Genomic DNA, 17,939 nt, shown 5'->3' on the forward strand with positions numbered 1-17,939 from the left:
TTCGCTTCTATTTTGAAAGAACCTTTTTGAAAAGGAAAAATCCTTCTTTTCCCATGTTATGGATCATGTAAACAAACTTCTCCTTCCTTTCCTTCAATTAAATTCCCCTGTCCTTTCTTACACCAATTCCTCAAAATCCCCTTCACATAAGCAAACGTTCGCTTATTCTGTTCAAACGCAATTTTAAGTGCCTCTAGTACGGTATTTCCTGAAACTTTTCGTATCCACCCCTTCAATTCCTTCACAATATATGGAGATAGACTACTTATATTTTGTTCGTAAAATTTGTAAACTTCACTATGTTGAGTATCCTCTTCCACTTCCATATCTTCTATTTTTTCAACAACTTCTTGTAAACTACTAGTATCCTCTTCCTCTGGCATACCAAAATGTTGCAACAACAATGGAATCTTCCATTCTTCTTCCAGACATTTACGTAAAAACATATGTATGAATTCTTTATTTTTTACAGTCTTTAACTCACGTAACACACATTTTTCTACATTCGTATTTAAAATAGGGTTATAGTGTAACCAATTTAGTATGTATAACTCTTTCGTTTCCGCATCGTATAAAATTTTCCCATATGCAACAAACCTATTTAACAGCTTCTCAACAGTCTCCATACTGTAGCCTGTTTCCAGTTCTGCTAAACGTTTCGGTAATACGTAAATTCCACATTGCTTCGTTTTCGTACCAGTTAACAAATATATGTAAAAATAACGCTCCTCTGGCGTTAAATCTAATATGAATTCATCTTGCCAAAAGTTCACTTGCACATTACGGTACACCGCCATATGTTTACCTCCCCCTCGCACTTATAAAAAGGCAGATTTCAATCCTTCAATATACATATAGGAGTGAGGGATTGGTTTTTGCAGTTGAATTCCAAACTTTTTTAACTACTACAACGACGGTTTTATTTTTTCGCGCTTTTTTGTTCTTGTAGTTGTTTTTGTTTTGTTTTTTCTTAGTGATTTATTACTTGGTAGGTGCTTATAAGGGGCTTAATAAGGGCTTATATAAAAAGGAGCTGTTCCAAATTCTCATTTTGGATAGCTCCTTTATCATTCTTTCTATTTTTGACTTGCATCTAACATCTTCACTAAAAAGGCAGCTGCTTCACCACGAGTTGCTGTTCCTTTCGGATTAAATTCATTATTTCCAACACCAGTAACTACTTTTAAGCTATATAATCGTTGAACAGGCTGTTTATATGTGATCAAATGTTTATCCCTAAATGGCAATGCAACTAATTCACCTGTAACACCGTTATACTGTAATGCGTTGTCAATCATGATCGATGCTTCTTCACGTGTAATAGATGCGTTAGGATCAAAAATCCCGCCGCCACGACCGTTAATAATTCCCGCACTTGCACTACGTTTAATACCGCTATGAAGGGATGGATGCGCTTTATTAATATCTACAAATGACTTATTTCCTTCCGGTAGCTTGAGAGCATTTGAGATTAATGTTGCAAACTCAGCTCTCGTAACATTACGATAAGGCGCAAATACACCATTTCCTTCACCGTTCATAATTCCTAGGCTGTTCAGCTTACGAATGTTCCCTTCAAACCATCCACCTGTAATATCATCTTTTGGTTTTTGTACTTCTTTATGTGGCACATTATAGTTTATTTTAATCCAACTTGGGTTATAGAAAATCCACTCATCGTTACCTACTTTATACCAACCATTTTTAACTGCTAACACTTTGTAACGATCTCCGTTTGAAGCTTTACGAACGATATGATGTTCAAGTCCCGAACCACTGCGTACGTTTATACCATCACCATTCACTACAAGCTCCATATTAGGTTCAGCTGGATTATATTCATTGGAATCAAATAGCTCATTTCTTTCTTGTAAAGGCGAATCAATTTGTGCGTTAACATTTGCATACCATTGAATACCTTGTACGAAGCCAGTCCAATTCCCACGAGAAATTAAAATATCAGGACAGTTTTTCCCGCTCCATTGTTGATGCCTATAAATGTGGTCCGCACTAATACCTTCTTTGTTCATTAAATAACCTGCAAGTCTCTTTGCATTCTCTAACGCTTTATTGTAATCTCCATCTTGGTTAACTGAAATTTCAATCCCGATAGATTCTCTATTTCCTGATCCATCCCCATCTCCTGCATGCCAACCGTTTTCATTTGTTGGTAAGTGCTGATAAATTTGTTTATCGTCTACAGTAAAATGCCATGAAGCTGTTCGGAACGTACCTTCCGTTGCTTGTTTATACAAATATTTAGCATGATTTTCAGCATTTGCACCACGAGCTGTGTTTGCAGTCTCATGAATTGTAATGTAGCGTGCTTTCATCGGATTTGCAGGACGAATATCAGGATTTCCAGCTGGAACAATCCACTCTACAAACGGGACACCTGCAAGTGTTCCATATTTCTTTGTAGTCATCGATGCACTATACTGAATAGCTCTTGGTTTTTCAACCGGTTTCATTTCACGAGTAGAGCCATCATTTCGACCGTCTACATGTTCAAAAGCTTTTTCAATGTTTGAAATAGCTTCTTCTTCCGCTACTTGGCCTTTTTTCGCTTCTTTCATTTTATGTAATTCTTCTGATTCAGAATATTTATGCTTATATTCTTCTAAAAGAATTTTCTCATTTCCTGATACTTCCGCTTCATTAATTTGCATGTGATCTGGAGTTTCTAGATTGAAATTAGAATAACGTAATACGTTCGTTCTACGCTCCCCTTGTGCAATACTAAGCTGGTCAGTATGAGATTTATTTATCTCTTCTGCTGATATTGATAAAGGTGCACTCCCTAAAATTACTAGACTTGTTGATAGTGCGATTACTCGTTTTCTCATATTCATTGCTGTAATCGATACCTACACTATCCGTGTAAATATCTCAACCTCCCTTTATTTTCTCATTCGTGAAAGACTATGAATCTACTATGTATGAAAATATGTTTATTCCACCTTTTCATTTTATCCCCAGAAGGCGAATTATATTTTCTAGAAAATCCCTTAACAGACATTATTTTATAACCAATTGCTATTGCCGTCAAAAGAATTTGTCCCCTTTTGCACACTACTACTTCTCAAAAAATAGATTAGGATACCTTTTACTGTTTTGCTTCAACAAGAAGGATGTTTATAATTTTTCATAACTATCAAGTCTCTATTAAATAAATGCTGTTTCCTTGTACTTTTCTCTTTGAAAATATTAACATTTTTACATTCTTGCGATAATATAGATGTAACCTTTTACATTGAAATGAGTTTTATTTGGAAAAGATTTCTCATATTGATACCTGAAATGAAGAAGACCAAAAAATGATGAAGAAAAACGAGGGTACACATGATATTCAGCAGATGGTATATATTTTGAAGAACTAGAAATAACACCGCTAGAATGGCTTGAAAACATAGTTGAACTATTAAAACAAACAGTACAAATTTATTAGAGAATACGTTATTTAAAGGGGATGAACGAATTGTTACATACGATTGTTTACGATAAAGCGAAGTACCATTATCAAGGTGATTTTCCTGCGGACTTATCAATTGATCAAGCTTTTGTACATACTGGTATGTTTTTAGGATGGATAATTGAACATCATTTATATAGTGAAGAATTTGAAGAAGAGTCTCAAGACGAAATGAACCAGTTTAAACTTAGACAAATGACTGGCACAGAAATTTATATGAACTGGGATGGCGTTTTAGCAGACGACATGTTAAATGATGAGGGCAATCAATTCGCAATGTACTACTTTAACCATGACGAGGACTGGAAATATATAAATGATTACAGTAATGTTTTTATAGATGAAGGCGAAACTCTCTACCATGTGCAAGATACTTGGGAAAACTATTTCAAATTAAAAGAAGTTATTGATAATAGCTATAATTTTTGGAAAGACAACATACAAAATAAATAATTATAACAAGTCGATTTCTTCTTTTAATAAGGAATCGACTTTATTAATAGTAACCTTAAATATTTTTTATTTTAGCTTCTATTACAAATTCCCTTTAACATTTTCAACAATCTCATTTATCGTATTTCGATCAAACTTATCACTAATTTCGTATGACTCACGGTCTCTTACTAATTGTACGCCTACGATATCATTGCGGTCCTTACCATATTGTACTTCAATAATAGATCCACGCTCTATTTGCTTCCAAACAAGACCTGCTTCATCTTTATTATCTAACACTATACAGTCCTCAATATTTTCGTCAATCCCAATTAACTTGTTATCATCCATATATCCAACCTCGTATTGTTGACGTTCTTTCGCTTTGCCGCTTACTACTATACCTTTACTTCCATATGAGTAATCCGTATAGTCCTTTTTCTCCGCCGTCTTCGGTTCTTCTGCTTTAGTTTTTTCAACGTTCCCACAACCCATGATAAGACCAATTGGCATCACCGTAGTTAGTACTACTCTAGTAAATTTCTTTATCATTTATAAACAACTCCTCATACTTACCTTTAAATTCCGTTTGTAAATTTATTAAAAAATAACATGCATACTAAAAATTCATTGAAAAAACTATACAAATGTATTTTTTATTCTACTGCAATTTTCTTGTATCTATAGATAACTTGTAGCAGTTACAAAATTAAAACCTTCACAATTACTTACTGAATTGTCATATTGAAAATTATAAATTAAAACGATAGAATTATAGGATTTATTTAATTTAACTACTTCCTTAATTCGAGAAAGTATTTTATCATCATATGAACATCCCGTTAATAACATAGAAATGTCATCACTCGCTTCTTCTAACACTTCCTTTTCAATAAAATCTTCATCTACATCAATCATATCAATATTAAAATCAACAAAAAATCTTGCTGGTATAGAGTCTCCTTCTTCATCATACGTAACATCTATATATGAATCCAACTGATCTTGCGTTTGCATATTACCGAACCATATTGAAACCATTCCGTGTACTTCCATTAATAGCGTCCTCCATTATGAATATATATTCTCATTCAACTTACGCTTTAAAATTCATGATTTTTATAAAAACCATTTCTTCTTTCCTTTCAGTCAAATAGGATTATTCGGAAATTCATTGTCATACTTATGAATTAGCTCTTTATCATTTTCATCAATTGGTACTTCACCTAAGTATTTATGTTTCCAAATAATCATCTGATCACTAAAACTATATTCTGTATCGAACCAATTTGTATAATCGAAATGCATGTTAAATTCCCCACTATGTTCCAGAGACATTGTAAAAGAGTACCAAAGCTCTTGCTGATTATCTTTGAAAACATTTCTTAATTCCTTACTCAATTTATATAAAAAATCTTCTTTCCTTTCAAACTCCTCTTCATCAACTTCGTATTTAAAAGGAATTTCTACACTATACTTATAATTCTCTTTATTTCTGAAGTTGTTATAGAAAAAGTAAGTTCCCCCTCCATCTTCTGATATTTGTGCATAAAAATAAAATTTCTCCCATTCTTCTGGAATCATGGCATGAACCGTTTCCGCTATCTCTCTATATAATTGATTCAGTTTTATTTCCAATTAAATTCCCCCTATTTAATTTTCATCACTTACTTTTTCTATATTATACCATTCTTTTAATTAGCTCTTTATTTACACTAAAGTGTAATGTAGTTCATCTAAAAATCAAACCAAGTTTCGATGCCTTTAGAAAGTAGACATACCTCTTAAATACAATTAGTATTAAAATAAGAAATATGAAAGACTTAAAAAGGCTCTTACATGAAGGAAGGAAGTGCACAACTTTGGATTTTAAAACAGTTATGCAAGAACTTGAGGCTCTAGGTAAGGAACGTACGAAAAAAATATACATATCTAACGGTGCCCATGAGCCAGTTTTTGGCGTAGCTACAGGTGCTATGAAACCAATTGCTAAGAAAATAAAAATCAATCAAGAGTTAGCCGAGGAACTGTATGCCACTGGCAACTACGATGCTATGTACTTTGCAGGCATTATTGCTGACCCAAAAGCTATGAGTGAATCGGATTTTAATCGTTGGATAGATGGGGCTTATTTTTATATGCTATCTGATTATGTTGTAGCCGTAACTTTATCGGAGTCAAATATTGCGCAAGACGTTGCTGATCAATGGATTGCAAGTGGGGACGAGCTTAAAATGTCTGCCGGCTGGAGTTGCTACTGTTGGCTATTAGGAAATCGCAAAGACAATGAATTTTCCGAAAGTAAAATTTCCGATATGCTTGAAATGGTGAAAGATACAATTCATCATTCTCCAGAACGAACAAAATCCGCTATGAATAATTTCCTAAACACTGTGGCAATTTCATATGTACCACTACATGAAAAAGCAGTCGAGATTGCAAAAGAAGTTGGTATAGTTGAAGTCAAACGTGATAATAAAAAAAGCAATTTGTTAAATGCTTCTGAAAGTATTCAGAAAGAACTTGATAGAGGAAGACTTGGTTTCAAGCGTAAGTATGTAAGATGTTAAACAGATTCGTATTTGGGTGTCAATTTGATAAAGATTGACACCTTTTTCATTCAGGTTATATATCCCCTTATTTACTTTTAACTTATATTAAAAAATAATATCCTGATAACCTACTTCCATTACCTTTTCATTTAATAAACGAACTCCTACACCATTTTCTATATCCCACGTACAATTAAATGTAATTCCAACCTCTCGTCCTTCCGTAATATGTGCATACGGAACAACAATACCATCTAAACTGACCATCTCTAGCATTTGATCAGTTGTTTCAACTAATGGATAACTTTCTCGCACTCCAATATCATATCCTAATTCACATCGCCTTTGTTTATAATAGTCTAATATAGACTGTAGTAAACTTATTTGTACCTCTTCCCAATTTTTTATTAATGATTGATACGCTACATACTGCCCTTCATCAAACACTCCATCTTCTTCACCATCTATCATCAAATCAATCTCAGTTACATTGCCTATAAAAGTTATAGGCATACACTTAGCCCAAGCATAATTATATTCAATCTCTCCAAAAACTGAATTGTTAACTTCCATCAACACTTAACACTTGAAATACTCTTTCAAAAACATATAAAACGTTGGCCAACTCTCCTTTAATTCTCCATTTAAAAGTAATTCATCTCTACCTTCAAAATTTACTGAGTAAACTTTATCGGTTACACTATGAAGGGCCAATACAGCATTTGCTGTCATTTCCGTTAATACTAAATACTTATTAGGAAATCCATGTTCCTTTCGAGCAATAATTGTGTAATATTCTATATTATTCTCTTCATCTATAATGTCAAGTAATTCATAAGGAACATGCTCTTCCCAAAATGGTCCTGCAAATCGATAATAAAACTCTCTAAATGTATTAGACACTTCTACACCTAACCTATTTATTACTTCATTCACCTGACCTTTATCTTCCCGTTTATATATATCTTCTTCCAAGATTTCTTCTAAACGATTTGGCAAAGCATGCATTTGTATCCCTCCTTTACAAGGTTGTTTATGAAATGAATTTGCAGCTCCCTGCAAACTACCTGTACGGCATAGAACCAATAAATGTAACCTCTAAACCATCAAACATATCCTCTCTTTTCACTTCATTATATTTAAAATCATAAAGAACAATAGCAAAGTTAATATCGTTCGCTAAACTATCTCCATTTACTAGCTTTTTTATTTTAGGAATAATTCGTTCACTATAAGAAAAATCACTTAAAATATGTTCAACGTCCCTTTTATTATTCTCATAAAAACAAATTTCAATATTATCTTCATCATAATAACCGAATTCAAAGCTTGTTCCAAACTTTGAATGAACTGAATCACCATTTGTCGTGTAATCTATTTCGACATACTCCTCAAGATTTTGGAGTGATTTAGAAATTCCAAACCAAACTGAAGCCATTCCACTATATTCCACTTTTCCACGCCCCTCTAGCCGGTCTATAATTCATATAAACATTCTTCACTTTACTATTTTTGTAATCTCAAACTAGAAATCAACTCATTTAAACTATTCGAAACCTCTATAAACAACCACGTTCGAAATCCTCGAATTCGTTCTTTCCACTTACATTATTTAAAACAAATAGTGAACCATTTCTTTCTACCACTATAGGAACCTTATCTTGTCCCTTAATAACTCGTGATTAAGTCTTCATCCTCATATCTAGGGTCTTTCTCCACTTTACCATCTTTTGTTTTGATGACTTTTAGTCTACCTAACCACTCTGCTCCGTTATATGTCTCTTCACTTACCCATACATTATGCTTTTTACCGTCTACCTCAACTACTAATGTTGGGTGTGTAAATATGAATTCCTCCTCTACATGCCTACCTACAATTTCTGCATGTAATGATGTACCTTCTTCAACTAGTTTACTATTCTGATACCCTTCGATAATAGGTAATCCAATAAATACAAATAATCTCAGCCCAAATACGTTCACTTTCTTCTTTGTACTCCATTTATTCTTTTCTTTCACTTCCAATTATTCATATAAGCTCTCAATTTCCATACACCAAAAAGAACCCTTTTCCATACACTTATCATCAATTTTTTTAAATTCTTCCTTCAACCAACTTATTGTACACTCTGGTATATTATTATCGATAAAGGCATCCTCACCATTTATCTCTACTGCCTTATCAATCATTTTTGAATATACTAATAAACATGCTGCAAATTGTTGTATAGAAGAATTCATAAACACTTCTTTATACGCATCACTATTATTTAGAAATACTATTTTTTCTTGTTTTTCAATTATACAAATTGGATCTCCAGAGCTTGTTGTTCCTAAATACCAATATTTTCGAAACTCTTCTGGCATATGAAATACATTTATAATAGACCTTACGAAAGACTGAGATGAAGTAAATTCTAAATATGGTAGCGGTGTTTCTGGCAAGCCTCCTATAGACAAAAATCGTTTCACTTCAGCTGAAAAGTTTTTGTTTATTAATTCTTTTTCAGGAAATGTAATGAGTGGGCCATCTTTATTAACATCCCATTTCTCTCGAAAATCCTCTGGTAGTATCATTTTTCCACCTTCTTTATGTGTTTATGTCTTTTAAGATTTAATTGGGCTACTAGATGTATTTTTATTTTTCCCACACTAAAAATACCATCTAGTATTATCTACACTTATTCACTAAAACTCCCTAGTTCCTCTGTCCAAAAACATCCTTCTGTTAAAGCAGCTGCATCAATTTTTCGAAGTGCACTAGAAATCCACTCCACCAAACCTTTAGGTATATTTTTTTCAATATAAGCCTTTCTTCCATTGGCAGCCTTTACTTCTTTTATAAATTCCACATAGACAAGTAAAGATTCTGCAAACTTCTCTATCGTACTATTTATAAGAACGACTTTATTTTCATTGTCATAATCTATATATACGAGTTGTGATTTAGATTCATCAATACAGATTGGATTTCCACTACCAGTAAATCCAAAGTATATAAACTTATCATACATCGTACCTAATTCATTTTGTATCTCGCTCAACCTTATCCCGCCACCGTTATCCGCAGGTTCAAATGTAAGAAATGGAGGAGCAGACTCGGGAAAACCTGCTTTAATTAAGAAGTCTTTCGTTTCTTTCGAGAAGGAAAACGAGTGAATGATTTTTTCATTATAATGAATTAAACCGTATATTTCTTCATTCCAATTCACTAAAAAATCTTGTGGTGAGATCATTTTATCCTCCTGTATATCATACACTCTGTATTCGATTTTACTCGTATATTGCTTTCTTATACGACTACATGTCCATAAAAATACTTTTTACCAATCTTCCATTCTTTCTTTGTTAAAACATCGATATATGACATCAACTCTCTATTTTTTTCATTTTTTATTATCGTATCGTATTGAATAGGACATTTGATTCCACTCCAAATTGATAAAACGGAAGGTATAGTAACAACATTATAAGTAGTTCTATCTCTTAAAGAACTCATAACTTCCGAAACTAACTCCTTTGCCAAATCTCCAGGAAAAGATAGTCTATTACGATAATAGTATTCTTGCGTATCGTTATTTTCGATAAATTTAGAATAAGCTTCATTAAATTCTTCTAACGATACTTCATAATACTCGTCCTCAATTCCAAGCATCCATGAAAGTTCATTTCTTATAGCTTTTTCAACAAAGGTATCTTCCCACTCTTCTAGTAATGCTAAAAGATATGGTACTACATGATATGAAAGAGTTTCACTAGCACTTACTACAAAATTATGAACTCCATCCTCTGAAGCACTTGAAAGGAATTTCAAATTATTCGTTTCTAATAAATCATCATGAGTAGCTACTGAACAAAATAGTCTAGTGCATAAATGCAAAACAAGCTCATTTCGAGTACTATTCATAAGTTCAATTAGTAACCCCTTTACGGAGAAATCACCTAACTTTAACAATTCGTTAATTAAAATAAAGGATTCTGTCTCTGTTGCACTATCCCTTAAGTTAGACTTAAGAGTTTCAATTGTATGATTAGAAACTTTTCCATACCAAATATCTTTTTTTAAATGCTCTAAGTCCATCATTCTCTCTCCTTTTATTGCTGCTTACATTTATACGAACCATTTCATATGAATAATATTATTAATCATGTAACTTATTTAAAAACTCCGTAAAATTATTAGCAATATGGTATACATTTTCTCTTGCTCTTTCCTCTGCTTCCTCAGCCGTAATCCCTTCACTTTCCATCAATGTTTCCTTTTCCCATGCCCCCTCATGTTCCCAAAAGACGACAATTGGATCTTCTTTATGATTTTTATAATCAAAGCAGATTAAACTTCCTGCTGGGTCAAATGCGAATGGCACCAATTCATTTGGTAGAGTAGAAATATACTGGTTATATACTTTAACGATATATTCTCTACTATCTACATCATAAGAAAGTAAAGTTCCAAATGCCTTTGTTATCGTATCTATTTCAAATTTATAAGGTAATACAGCTGAACCATTATTATTTGTAGCACATTCTACATAGTCACTTGGAAATATATACCCTATCCCTTTTCCCACATTGTCTATATATTCTGCTGAAACTGGCTCATCCGGTACTGGCCATGTTAAGTCATTTCTCATTCAACTTCACCTCCTAACAAATCACATCACGTTTATCCGAAATAACTAATTGCATCATCTAAGCTTTTATGTAAATTCCAGTCTAATTACGACCTCGTTTCTTTTAATTTTTTAGATAATCCTTCCCAGAAACATTTGGAGAAAAGGATACACCTCTCCGATCCTCCTCAAAACTTGGTATAGCCATTGCTTGTGCTGATTCTAAATATTTCATTGTAGATAGCCAACTATCAAATAACGTATCCATATCAGATACTAAGGGATTATTTAAAACATCTATGCAAGTTCCATCGTATATGTAAACCTTAAATTTCATTAATTATTAAAGAGGTTTGGAGTTCTCACTTAATAAGAGAAGAGATAGACGAGAAGAAAACGCCTAATAATCAAAAACTATAACAATTTATCGCGCTACTTTTGGGCAGTAAGTGCCTGAGTGGTTTAAATAATCCATCAGTAAGGATGAAGAAAAATCCTCACTGATGGAAGTTTCACTTTATCCTGCAATCTCAGCCGAAGAGAGCCCCTCATGAATATTTCCGCTTACAATGATAGAATGTCCCCAAAATATATCTCCATCCGAAAAGAATATTTCAAAATCACCTTCTGAATAAACGCTTAAGCTGCTTAATGTGATGGAATTAATGAACATTTCTTTTGTAATTTCGTCGATTTCTGCTTCATCATCATCTTGTAGCCATTCATTTGCTAACTCTACCAGTTCTTTTGCAGCGTACATTTTCATTTTCCATTCATCTTGCTCTTTGAAAAGTGCATGTGCTGTTTCCAGTGCAGACTTCATCATATGTTTGTCTTCACTCCAATCAAAATATAAATGACATTCTTCACCAGCCCAAGATATTCTCTTTTCAAAAGTTTTCACTCTTTTATCGAGTTCGAACACACCCAACATCTCATCATGATAAAAAAGCGGTTTCATTGCATCTTGTAAGATGATTTCCAACTCATCATCTTTATATGGTGTTTCCAAAACCTTAACAAGCATCAATGAATTTTCTGACTTGCGCACCTGTAATGCTACAACTGTATTTGCTGTCAAAATGCCTTTTGATTTTCTCCATTCTGCATCATCAACCAACCATGCCAGTCGTATGTCTTCTTTTCTAATCGTTTCATTGTTATGTAAGTCTTTCCACGCAATCAAATCAATTGACGCAGTCCACAAAATGTTGTCACCGCCTTTTGATGCACCGATTCCTAATGCCCCTGTGACAGCTGCTATTTCAATCACATTTTCTGAGAATCTATTTTCAAATCTACTTATTTCACTTGATTTACTCAATTTCGAATACATTCCTTTCATAGCCCACAGGCATAAGTACTTTGTAAGTTTTCCTGTTTTATTATAATTGGTCATGGTAAAGCCTATATAGAATTATAGCTATAATTCTATATAGGCTTTTTTTCACCTGGAATTTTAAATTTATTTACATCATATTCTTTAATTATATATACTTTTATAGCTTCAAAATCTTTACCAAAAGCAAGAAATGGATTTTTTAAGAAATATATTATTTCTTCGTCGTCATAAATTCGGGCTTTAATTATTTCTTTGTCCGAGTGAAACGATAAATTGACTCCTTTGTAAAAATATTCGTAGTATCCTTCTTCATCCTGCTCACTCTTATCTTCAAAAGGAACAGATTCAATATAATATATATTCCCATTTACATTTATTGATTTCATACAGCACCACTTCCTTTTCAAGAATATTCATAAGAAATTAAATAGTCTCTGTCAATCATACCAAAAATAAGGGATTTACTTTTAGAATTTATAAAAAATATATAGGATTAAATTTAAATCTTTATTTTATTTTTCATATTACTTCATTATCTCTGTCCAATTGTGTAATGTGTCACAGAAGTAGACATATTGCAATGAGTCGCAGTGAAGTGGAATATCCCTTGAGAATATAAAATAAGAAGATCAATCTAGAAAGACTATCTAGTCTAATCTTCTTTTATTGAATTTTTAATTAATGCAATTTTGCCCTTAAAATAATATAATCAACGGGTGGATTATTATTTACATCCTCAAAACTGGTTCTAATTTTAAAGTCAAATTCATTTGTTATATTTTTCAATGAATAAATGTTTGTTCCATCTACACTTGTACGGGGCAATATATCCGAAAACGTAAAACGCATGAAGAATATGTTGCGGAACTATTAGAAAAACGCGGGTACGATATGCCGCAGAGTTTTTAGAAGTTCATAGCGATAATATTGAAGTTATAGAAACATACAAAGGCGCTAGAAATACCACAGAACACAAATGTAACTCATATAAAAATATATGGGAGGCAGCACCAACAAATATTTTAAAAGGAAAGGGAGAGAAACATTATGTCAAAGTTATTACGTGAATTATCTAAAACGGATAGTGAGGCTCTGCGTTCCGAAGCACTAGAACAGTTGAAAGTTACTTCAGGTAAAATTGTAGCTTGTGATCCTCTTATTTTTAATGAAAATCACTTCGAACAAACAATTCAGCCAGGTACATATCCAATTGTTGTTTGGTGGCATAAGGAAGATGGAGTCATTGCTGGTGCTGAATTGAAATTGTCGGAGTCAAAAGCGGTAAGATGGAAGATGGCAACAAAACCAGGACAAAATGTCAGTGAACTGGAAGACGGATATATTTTTGGTTACCCCGTTGATACAGGCTTAGGGTGCTTTGCAGATGTTGAGGCAATTGATAAGTTAGAAGAAATAGAAGATAGGTTACAACAAGAACTAGGAGAAGAATTTACTAGTTTGTATGATGATCTTATAGATGACATACTAACAGAACATGATGAAGATTGGGGAAATTGCGTGGTGTGTGAGGAAACAGGAAGTAATATCATTATATTCCGTTCAGGTTATGGAGATGGATTTTATCCTTCCTATTGGGGAATCGATGAAGCAGGAAAAATCGTTTCACTTGTTACTGATTTTCAAGTGCTACATGAGGAAAATTGAGGACAACATCAATAATGATATAAGAGTCAATATTTTTTCTTTTACAGCGTCAAATATCCCCCGTCTAATATTTGCAAATAACCCGTGGGATAATTTCCTTATATACTACTGGTTCTAATAAATAGGGTTATATTCTTAAGTGAATATAACCCGTCATTTTATCATGATAGAGTTGAACTTCAGACACTCTACGCTCCGAAATTACTTTTTCTATGATTTCCTGGCGATTATATTCTACCTGCACCGTTTCACAGTTTCCCCAATGAGTAGGAGCGGATTTTTCGTTTGACTCAAATACATCTAGAAGACGATTCAATATCTCTTCCTCGTTAAATGCTACAGTCGGATATATTGCGATTGTAAAATAATTCGGTTTCATTTTACTACTCCTTTTATTTGCTTTATCACAGCCAAATAAGTTTAAATCCCTTTCCCACTATTAATCATGTAACTTATTTAAAAGCTCCGTAAAATTATTAGCTACAAAAAATACATTTTCTCTCGCTACTTCCTCTGCTTCCTCAGCCGTAACCCCTTCACTTTCCATCAATATTTCCTTTTCCCATGCCCCCTCATGTTCCCAAAAGACGACAATTGGATCTTCTTTATGATTTTTATAATCAAAGCAGATTAAATTTCCTGCTGGATCAAATGCGAATGGCACCAATGCACTAGGTAATGTGCCATTGTAGTCATTGAATACCTCAATAATATTTTCATCATCATCATCCATATCATAAGTTAGTAATGTACCAAAAACTTTTCTCTTCCCCTCAACTTCAAATACTTCTGGGCTAACATGTGCTCCGTTATTCTTCATTACACATTCTATATAATCTAAAGGAAAATGAATGCCCAACTCTTTTTCCACATTCTTTACATTTTCTCGCAATAAAGGCTTATCTGGTGATCTCCATTCTACTTTATTCATCTCGCACCATCCCTCTGAATTTCCTCAATTAATTACTACACATCTAAAATAGTTATAAGAGACCTTAATAAATTACATTGAAAATCTTATTTATATCTGTCATACAGTCTTTCACTAAATCGTAAAAACCAACATGTACATTATCTTCATATACCCAAAAAAGGGCTGTTCCATATGGTGCTTCAAATATTTCTAGCATTCATATCTATCCCTTTATTAATCAAATGCTGAACAATTTCAATATGTCCTTTCTTTGCTGCAACATGTAACCACGTACCAAATGGTGTCATCGAATGTAAAATTTTGGATTATCACCTATTAGACGTTTTACTTCATTAATGTCACCAAGCTTAATAGCATTTCTTATTTTTTTATTTATATTTTTCTCCTCCACAACATCACCTCCTATATTTCTTTTCTCTTGTCTAACTATGTCTCCTAGATTTGCAGAAACATGAACTATTCAATCGAAGATTTATAAGCAACCTTTACATTTTTCAACCCTTCTATTACATTATTTATTCTTCCCAATAAATCTTTTATTTCCTCTACTGTCAATTCTCCTTCTGCCTCTTGAGGGTTAAACATACTTAGCCTCTTTGTTATACCTTCAATACGCCCAACAAAAACTATATGATGATCGACTACTGCAATTTCTCCTATGGCAGTATCAACTATAACACCTTCAATCTTTCCTAAATTATCAAATTCATCCGCTAGTTTTGCTATAGCATATCGATACCCTCTCTCTTCATCTAATAACTCTTCATACGCCTCCCGAATTGCATGAAATAATTCATTATACTCCCAATCTTTCATACATCCTCCCTCAAAAAAAAATCCCCACGCTTATGTGAAAATAATCTTTCAACACAAATATGAGGACTTCCTTATTTCATTACTATACTTTACACATTTTATTCGTTAGAATCTTCTTCATTCAATTTATATACTCTATCTCTTTTCTCATCACTTTTGACAAAAATAAGCTTTTCTTCTTTAACAAAACCTTCTAATAGTAAGCATACTTGCCCATATGCTTTAGGCTTATTCGTTGTGAATCTCTCATCTGATATTTTACCAGCTCGTATTAATTGTTCGCATAACTCAAGTGCACTTATTTCTTCAGAATTAATTAATTCTAAAATATCCTTTTGTAAGGGCAATAAAGGCACAGGGGTCTCAGCTACCTCCACCTTTTCTCGTTTGTTTTCTTCTTCAAATAAATCTTCGAATGAAATTTGATTCATACTTCTTTTCCTTTCTAACGATTGATTTGTATAACATGAACTGAATCCTATAGCGTATGTATTATTATGTTACCTTTTTTCATAAATCCCAAACTCATGTACATCGTTTCATATAGTATATTCCGATTATACCAAATATACGTTCTGTTTTCTATTGTAGAATTCGTTATAATAGGAATGAAAGTAATAATGAACATTTTCTCGTTGTTAATTGTATACTCTCTGTAAAAAAATACAATTACAATTTATAAATTTGTATAATAAAATAGTACGAGTAAAATTTTATTATAGAAAGGTTCTGGTAATATGTTAGGTATTCATGTTGAAAAAACAAAAGATGAACTAATTATTTCATGGCAATTCTCTAAAATTCATATTCCATTATGTGAAATCACTGAGGTAACGGAAGATAATACATATGCTGGTGTTGAAGAAAAAAGCGTAATCCGAATTGGAACAGCATATGGTACAACTGATCGTATTTTAATTAAGACAGTAAAACAAAATTATTTATTATTCACTACTAATAGAGTATCCATTTTAAATAAAATAAAAGCTTAATTGTTTTTCTTCCTATATTTAAACGTTAAACACTTTCATTCTATTATAGGAAACGCTACAAAAGGTTCGTTGATTACTCCTGCTCCTAATTCGGAAGCATATGGTGAAACTATATAACACAAACACCCTAGCTCTTCGCTAGGGTATTCTTAGTTTTATCTATAATACAGTAGTTCTACAATTCTTATTTATTTTTATGAACTCCTTGTAATTGACTAAGAACCTCATTGGCAGTCCTCTCAAATCTTTTAGGGTTATCAGCAATAATTTCATTAAGTAAATTAATTATCGTTAGTTGTATATCATGATTCATTCCTACAAGTACTTTAGCATACTCACTTCTATATAAATCATTATTTAAAATTCTTATGTTTAGTAGCATTGCCCACTCTTTTGCACTCTCAAACATTACAAGAATTATATTTTGCTTTTTATAAAACTTCTCCCTTATTTTATCACGTCTTGTTTTTCCTCTATCACTATCTGTTAGTTAATTCTTTGGTGATTGTTTCAGCTTTATATAATTCTTCTAATAATGTATGTGGATAATCATTGTGACTGTCCATATATGCACGTACGCCACCCACAATGGTTATTCCCTTAGTATCCTCGTTATTCTCTAATATTTCTAACGCTTTCTTATATCTTTTATATATTAATTGTAAAATACCACTATTAATATCTTTCGCATAGTCTTTCTCCAACTTATGTATCACGACTTTTACTTGTTGAATTAACTGCCTTTTCTTGTTCACTATGTCCTCCTATTTAATTATCATAAATTTTATTTCTATTTTTCACCACTCCAACAATGGCCTTTCCTCAACTAACTTAGTATTTTCACCATACTTCATCCCTGTAGCCACCTTCCGCGTCCATCGTCCTTCGTTCCCATTCTCCATACTGTATTCACTTATGGATATTCTTTTGAATTTCATTGATTTTTTGTAAGTATCTTTACTCATGCAGAGCTACCTCGAAACCCCATTGCCCTCGCTTCGAAATAAATTCTAATCAAAAACAACTCTCAATCCTAAGTTTTACGATAAATAAAAAACATCCATCTTGAAAAAAGATTGATCAAAATGGATTCTTCTTCAGCAGATTTTTGTTTGGAC

Annotated in this window: 24 protein-coding genes and 4 pseudogenes; 4 read left to right on the forward strand and 24 right to left on the reverse strand. The window is 32.7% G+C overall.

The genetic code is table 11. From position 1 onward, the window contains the following. Positions 1 to 56 precede the first annotated feature (56 nt). A complete protein-coding gene (locus tag PDQ68_RS18640; RefSeq protein ID WP_048556812.1) occupies positions 57 to 797 on the reverse strand; it encodes a DnaD domain-containing protein in 741 nt (246 codons plus the stop codon). A 279-nt stretch (positions 798 to 1,076) separates the two neighbouring features. Next, a complete protein-coding gene (locus PDQ68_RS18645) occupies positions 1,077 to 2,852 on the reverse strand; it encodes an S-layer homology domain-containing protein (protein WP_061182952.1) in 1,776 nt (591 codons plus the stop codon). Positions 2,853 to 3,478: 626 nt separating this feature from the next. Here PDQ68_RS18645 and PDQ68_RS18650 point away from each other — a divergent pair. Then, positions 3,479 to 3,925: a DUF7832 domain-containing protein gene (locus tag PDQ68_RS18650; protein WP_061182951.1), complete on the forward strand. Its 447-nt coding sequence runs from the start codon at positions 3,479 to 3,481 to the stop codon at positions 3,923 to 3,925. Positions 3,926 to 4,006: 81 nt separating this feature from the next. Here PDQ68_RS18650 and PDQ68_RS18655 read toward each other — a convergent pair whose 3' ends face one another. The 3 genes from PDQ68_RS18655 to PDQ68_RS18665 all read right to left on the reverse strand — a co-directional run bounded on the left by PDQ68_RS18655 (position 4,007) and on the right by PDQ68_RS18665 (position 5,545). After that, positions 4,007 to 4,459, reverse strand: coding sequence for a hypothetical protein (locus PDQ68_RS18655; protein ID WP_061182950.1), 453 nt, complete (start codon positions 4,457 to 4,459; stop codon positions 4,007 to 4,009). A 129-nt stretch (positions 4,460 to 4,588) separates the two neighbouring features. Beyond that, positions 4,589 to 4,963, reverse strand: coding sequence for an immunity 22 family protein (locus tag PDQ68_RS18660; RefSeq protein WP_061182949.1), 375 nt, complete (start codon positions 4,961 to 4,963; stop codon positions 4,589 to 4,591). A 93-nt stretch (positions 4,964 to 5,056) separates the two neighbouring features. After that, positions 5,057 to 5,545: an antitoxin YezG family protein gene (locus PDQ68_RS18665; protein WP_061182948.1), complete on the reverse strand. Its 489-nt coding sequence runs from the start codon at positions 5,543 to 5,545 to the stop codon at positions 5,057 to 5,059. A 224-nt stretch (positions 5,546 to 5,769) separates the two neighbouring features. Between PDQ68_RS18665 and PDQ68_RS18670 the strand changes: the two genes are divergently transcribed. Then, positions 5,770 to 6,477, forward strand: a complete 708-nt coding sequence (locus PDQ68_RS18670; protein ID WP_061182947.1) for a DNA alkylation repair protein — start codon at positions 5,770 to 5,772, stop codon at positions 6,475 to 6,477. 87 nt (positions 6,478 to 6,564) lie between these two features. On the opposite strand, the gene PDQ68_RS18675 is transcribed toward PDQ68_RS18670, so the two are convergent. The 11 genes and pseudogenes from PDQ68_RS18675 to PDQ68_RS18725 all read right to left on the reverse strand — a co-directional run bounded on the left by PDQ68_RS18675 (position 6,565) and on the right by PDQ68_RS18725 (position 12,800). Next, positions 6,565 to 7,032, reverse strand: a complete 468-nt coding sequence (locus tag PDQ68_RS18675) for a DUF6985 domain-containing protein (protein WP_061182946.1) — start codon at positions 7,030 to 7,032, stop codon at positions 6,565 to 6,567. 6 nt (positions 7,033 to 7,038) lie between these two features. Continuing rightward, entirely contained in the window at positions 7,039 to 7,467 is a 429-nt protein-coding gene (locus PDQ68_RS18680; RefSeq protein ID WP_061182945.1) for an SMI1/KNR4 family protein, read from the reverse strand. Positions 7,468 to 7,522: 55 nt separating this feature from the next. Further along, positions 7,523 to 7,912 (reverse strand): immunity 22 family protein, encoded by a 390-nt coding sequence (locus PDQ68_RS18685; RefSeq protein ID WP_061182944.1) that lies wholly within the window; start codon positions 7,910 to 7,912, stop codon positions 7,523 to 7,525. 53 nt (positions 7,913 to 7,965) lie between these two features. Beyond that, positions 7,966 to 8,120, reverse strand: a pseudogene (locus PDQ68_RS18690) (SecY-interacting protein Syd); the annotation flags it as partial. A gap of 7 nt (positions 8,121 to 8,127) precedes the next feature. Beyond that, a pseudogene (locus tag PDQ68_RS18695) lies at positions 8,128 to 8,481 on the reverse strand (hypothetical protein); the annotation flags it as partial. Positions 8,482 to 8,484: 3 nt separating this feature from the next. Beyond that, the gene (locus PDQ68_RS18700) at positions 8,485 to 9,036 is read right to left on the reverse strand and encodes an SUKH-4 family immunity protein (protein WP_061182943.1); all 552 of its coding nucleotides are present in this window, start codon (positions 9,034 to 9,036) and stop codon (positions 8,485 to 8,487) included. Between the two features lie 104 nt (positions 9,037 to 9,140). Next, complete coding sequence (locus PDQ68_RS18705; RefSeq protein ID WP_001989090.1) at positions 9,141 to 9,695, reverse strand: SUKH-4 family immunity protein; 555 nt, start codon at positions 9,693 to 9,695, stop codon at positions 9,141 to 9,143. Positions 9,696 to 9,751: 56 nt separating this feature from the next. Continuing rightward, positions 9,752 to 10,540 carry an Imm47 family immunity protein gene (gene imm47, locus PDQ68_RS18710; protein ID WP_016718021.1) on the reverse strand — a complete coding sequence of 263 codons (789 nt, stop codon included), beginning with the start codon at positions 10,538 to 10,540 and terminating at the stop codon, positions 9,752 to 9,754. Positions 10,541 to 10,601: 61 nt separating this feature from the next. Then, the gene (locus PDQ68_RS18715; RefSeq protein WP_016718022.1) at positions 10,602 to 11,093 is read right to left on the reverse strand and encodes an SMI1/KNR4 family protein; all 492 of its coding nucleotides are present in this window, start codon (positions 11,091 to 11,093) and stop codon (positions 10,602 to 10,604) included. Between the two features lie 496 nt (positions 11,094 to 11,589). Then, complete coding sequence (locus PDQ68_RS18720; RefSeq protein ID WP_270722671.1) at positions 11,590 to 12,417, reverse strand: DUF2262 domain-containing protein; 828 nt, start codon at positions 12,415 to 12,417, stop codon at positions 11,590 to 11,592. 86 nt (positions 12,418 to 12,503) lie between these two features. Beyond that, positions 12,504 to 12,800: a hypothetical protein gene (locus PDQ68_RS18725; RefSeq protein ID WP_002024464.1), complete on the reverse strand. Its 297-nt coding sequence runs from the start codon at positions 12,798 to 12,800 to the stop codon at positions 12,504 to 12,506. A gap of 661 nt (positions 12,801 to 13,461) precedes the next feature. Between PDQ68_RS18725 and PDQ68_RS18730 the strand changes: the two genes are divergently transcribed. Continuing rightward, positions 13,462 to 14,079 (forward strand): DUF4241 domain-containing protein, encoded by a 618-nt coding sequence (locus PDQ68_RS18730; protein ID WP_270786914.1) that lies wholly within the window; start codon positions 13,462 to 13,464, stop codon positions 14,077 to 14,079. A 127-nt stretch (positions 14,080 to 14,206) separates the two neighbouring features. On the opposite strand, the gene PDQ68_RS18735 is transcribed toward PDQ68_RS18730, so the two are convergent. From PDQ68_RS18735 to PDQ68_RS18760, 6 genes and pseudogenes are all read right to left on the reverse strand, one after another. Next, on the reverse strand, positions 14,207 to 14,458 hold the full coding sequence (locus PDQ68_RS18735) for a hypothetical protein (RefSeq protein ID WP_061182941.1): 252 nt from the start codon (positions 14,456 to 14,458) through the stop codon (positions 14,207 to 14,209). A 60-nt stretch (positions 14,459 to 14,518) separates the two neighbouring features. Then, positions 14,519 to 15,010, reverse strand: a complete 492-nt coding sequence (locus PDQ68_RS18740) for an SMI1/KNR4 family protein (RefSeq protein ID WP_061182940.1) — start codon at positions 15,008 to 15,010, stop codon at positions 14,519 to 14,521. A 64-nt stretch (positions 15,011 to 15,074) separates the two neighbouring features. Beyond that, complete coding sequence (locus PDQ68_RS18745; RefSeq protein WP_265184869.1) at positions 15,075 to 15,209, reverse strand: hypothetical protein; 135 nt, start codon at positions 15,207 to 15,209, stop codon at positions 15,075 to 15,077. Next, positions 15,202 to 15,404 (reverse strand): annotated as a pseudogene (locus PDQ68_RS18750) (ankyrin repeat domain-containing protein); the annotation flags it as partial. The gene PDQ68_RS18745 and the pseudogene PDQ68_RS18750, both read right to left, overlap by 8 nt. 65 nt (positions 15,405 to 15,469) lie before the next feature. Continuing rightward, positions 15,470 to 15,829 carry an Imm3 family immunity protein gene (locus PDQ68_RS18755; protein WP_061182939.1) on the reverse strand — a complete coding sequence of 120 codons (360 nt, stop codon included), beginning with the start codon at positions 15,827 to 15,829 and terminating at the stop codon, positions 15,470 to 15,472. A 98-nt stretch (positions 15,830 to 15,927) separates the two neighbouring features. After that, positions 15,928 to 16,260: a DUF3895 domain-containing protein gene (locus PDQ68_RS18760; RefSeq protein ID WP_061182938.1), complete on the reverse strand. Its 333-nt coding sequence runs from the start codon at positions 16,258 to 16,260 to the stop codon at positions 15,928 to 15,930. Positions 16,261 to 16,566: 306 nt separating this feature from the next. Between PDQ68_RS18760 and PDQ68_RS18765 the strand changes: the two genes are divergently transcribed. Further along, a complete protein-coding gene (locus PDQ68_RS18765) occupies positions 16,567 to 16,821 on the forward strand; it encodes a SunI/YnzG family protein (protein WP_000900622.1) in 255 nt (84 codons plus the stop codon). 184 nt (positions 16,822 to 17,005) lie between these two features. On the opposite strand, the pseudogene PDQ68_RS18770 reads toward PDQ68_RS18765, so the two are convergent. Continuing rightward, positions 17,006 to 17,230, reverse strand: a pseudogene (locus tag PDQ68_RS18770) (Imm30 family immunity protein); the annotation flags it as partial. A 70-nt stretch (positions 17,231 to 17,300) separates the two neighbouring features. Next, complete coding sequence (locus PDQ68_RS18775) at positions 17,301 to 17,576, reverse strand: hypothetical protein (protein ID WP_062822233.1); 276 nt, start codon at positions 17,574 to 17,576, stop codon at positions 17,301 to 17,303. Positions 17,577 to 17,939: the final 363 nt, after the last annotated feature.

Source organism: Bacillus cereus group sp. Bc010 (assembly GCF_027716745.1).
GTDB classification, from domain to species: domain Bacteria; phylum Bacillota; class Bacilli; order Bacillales; family Bacillaceae_G; genus Bacillus_A; species Bacillus_A pacificus.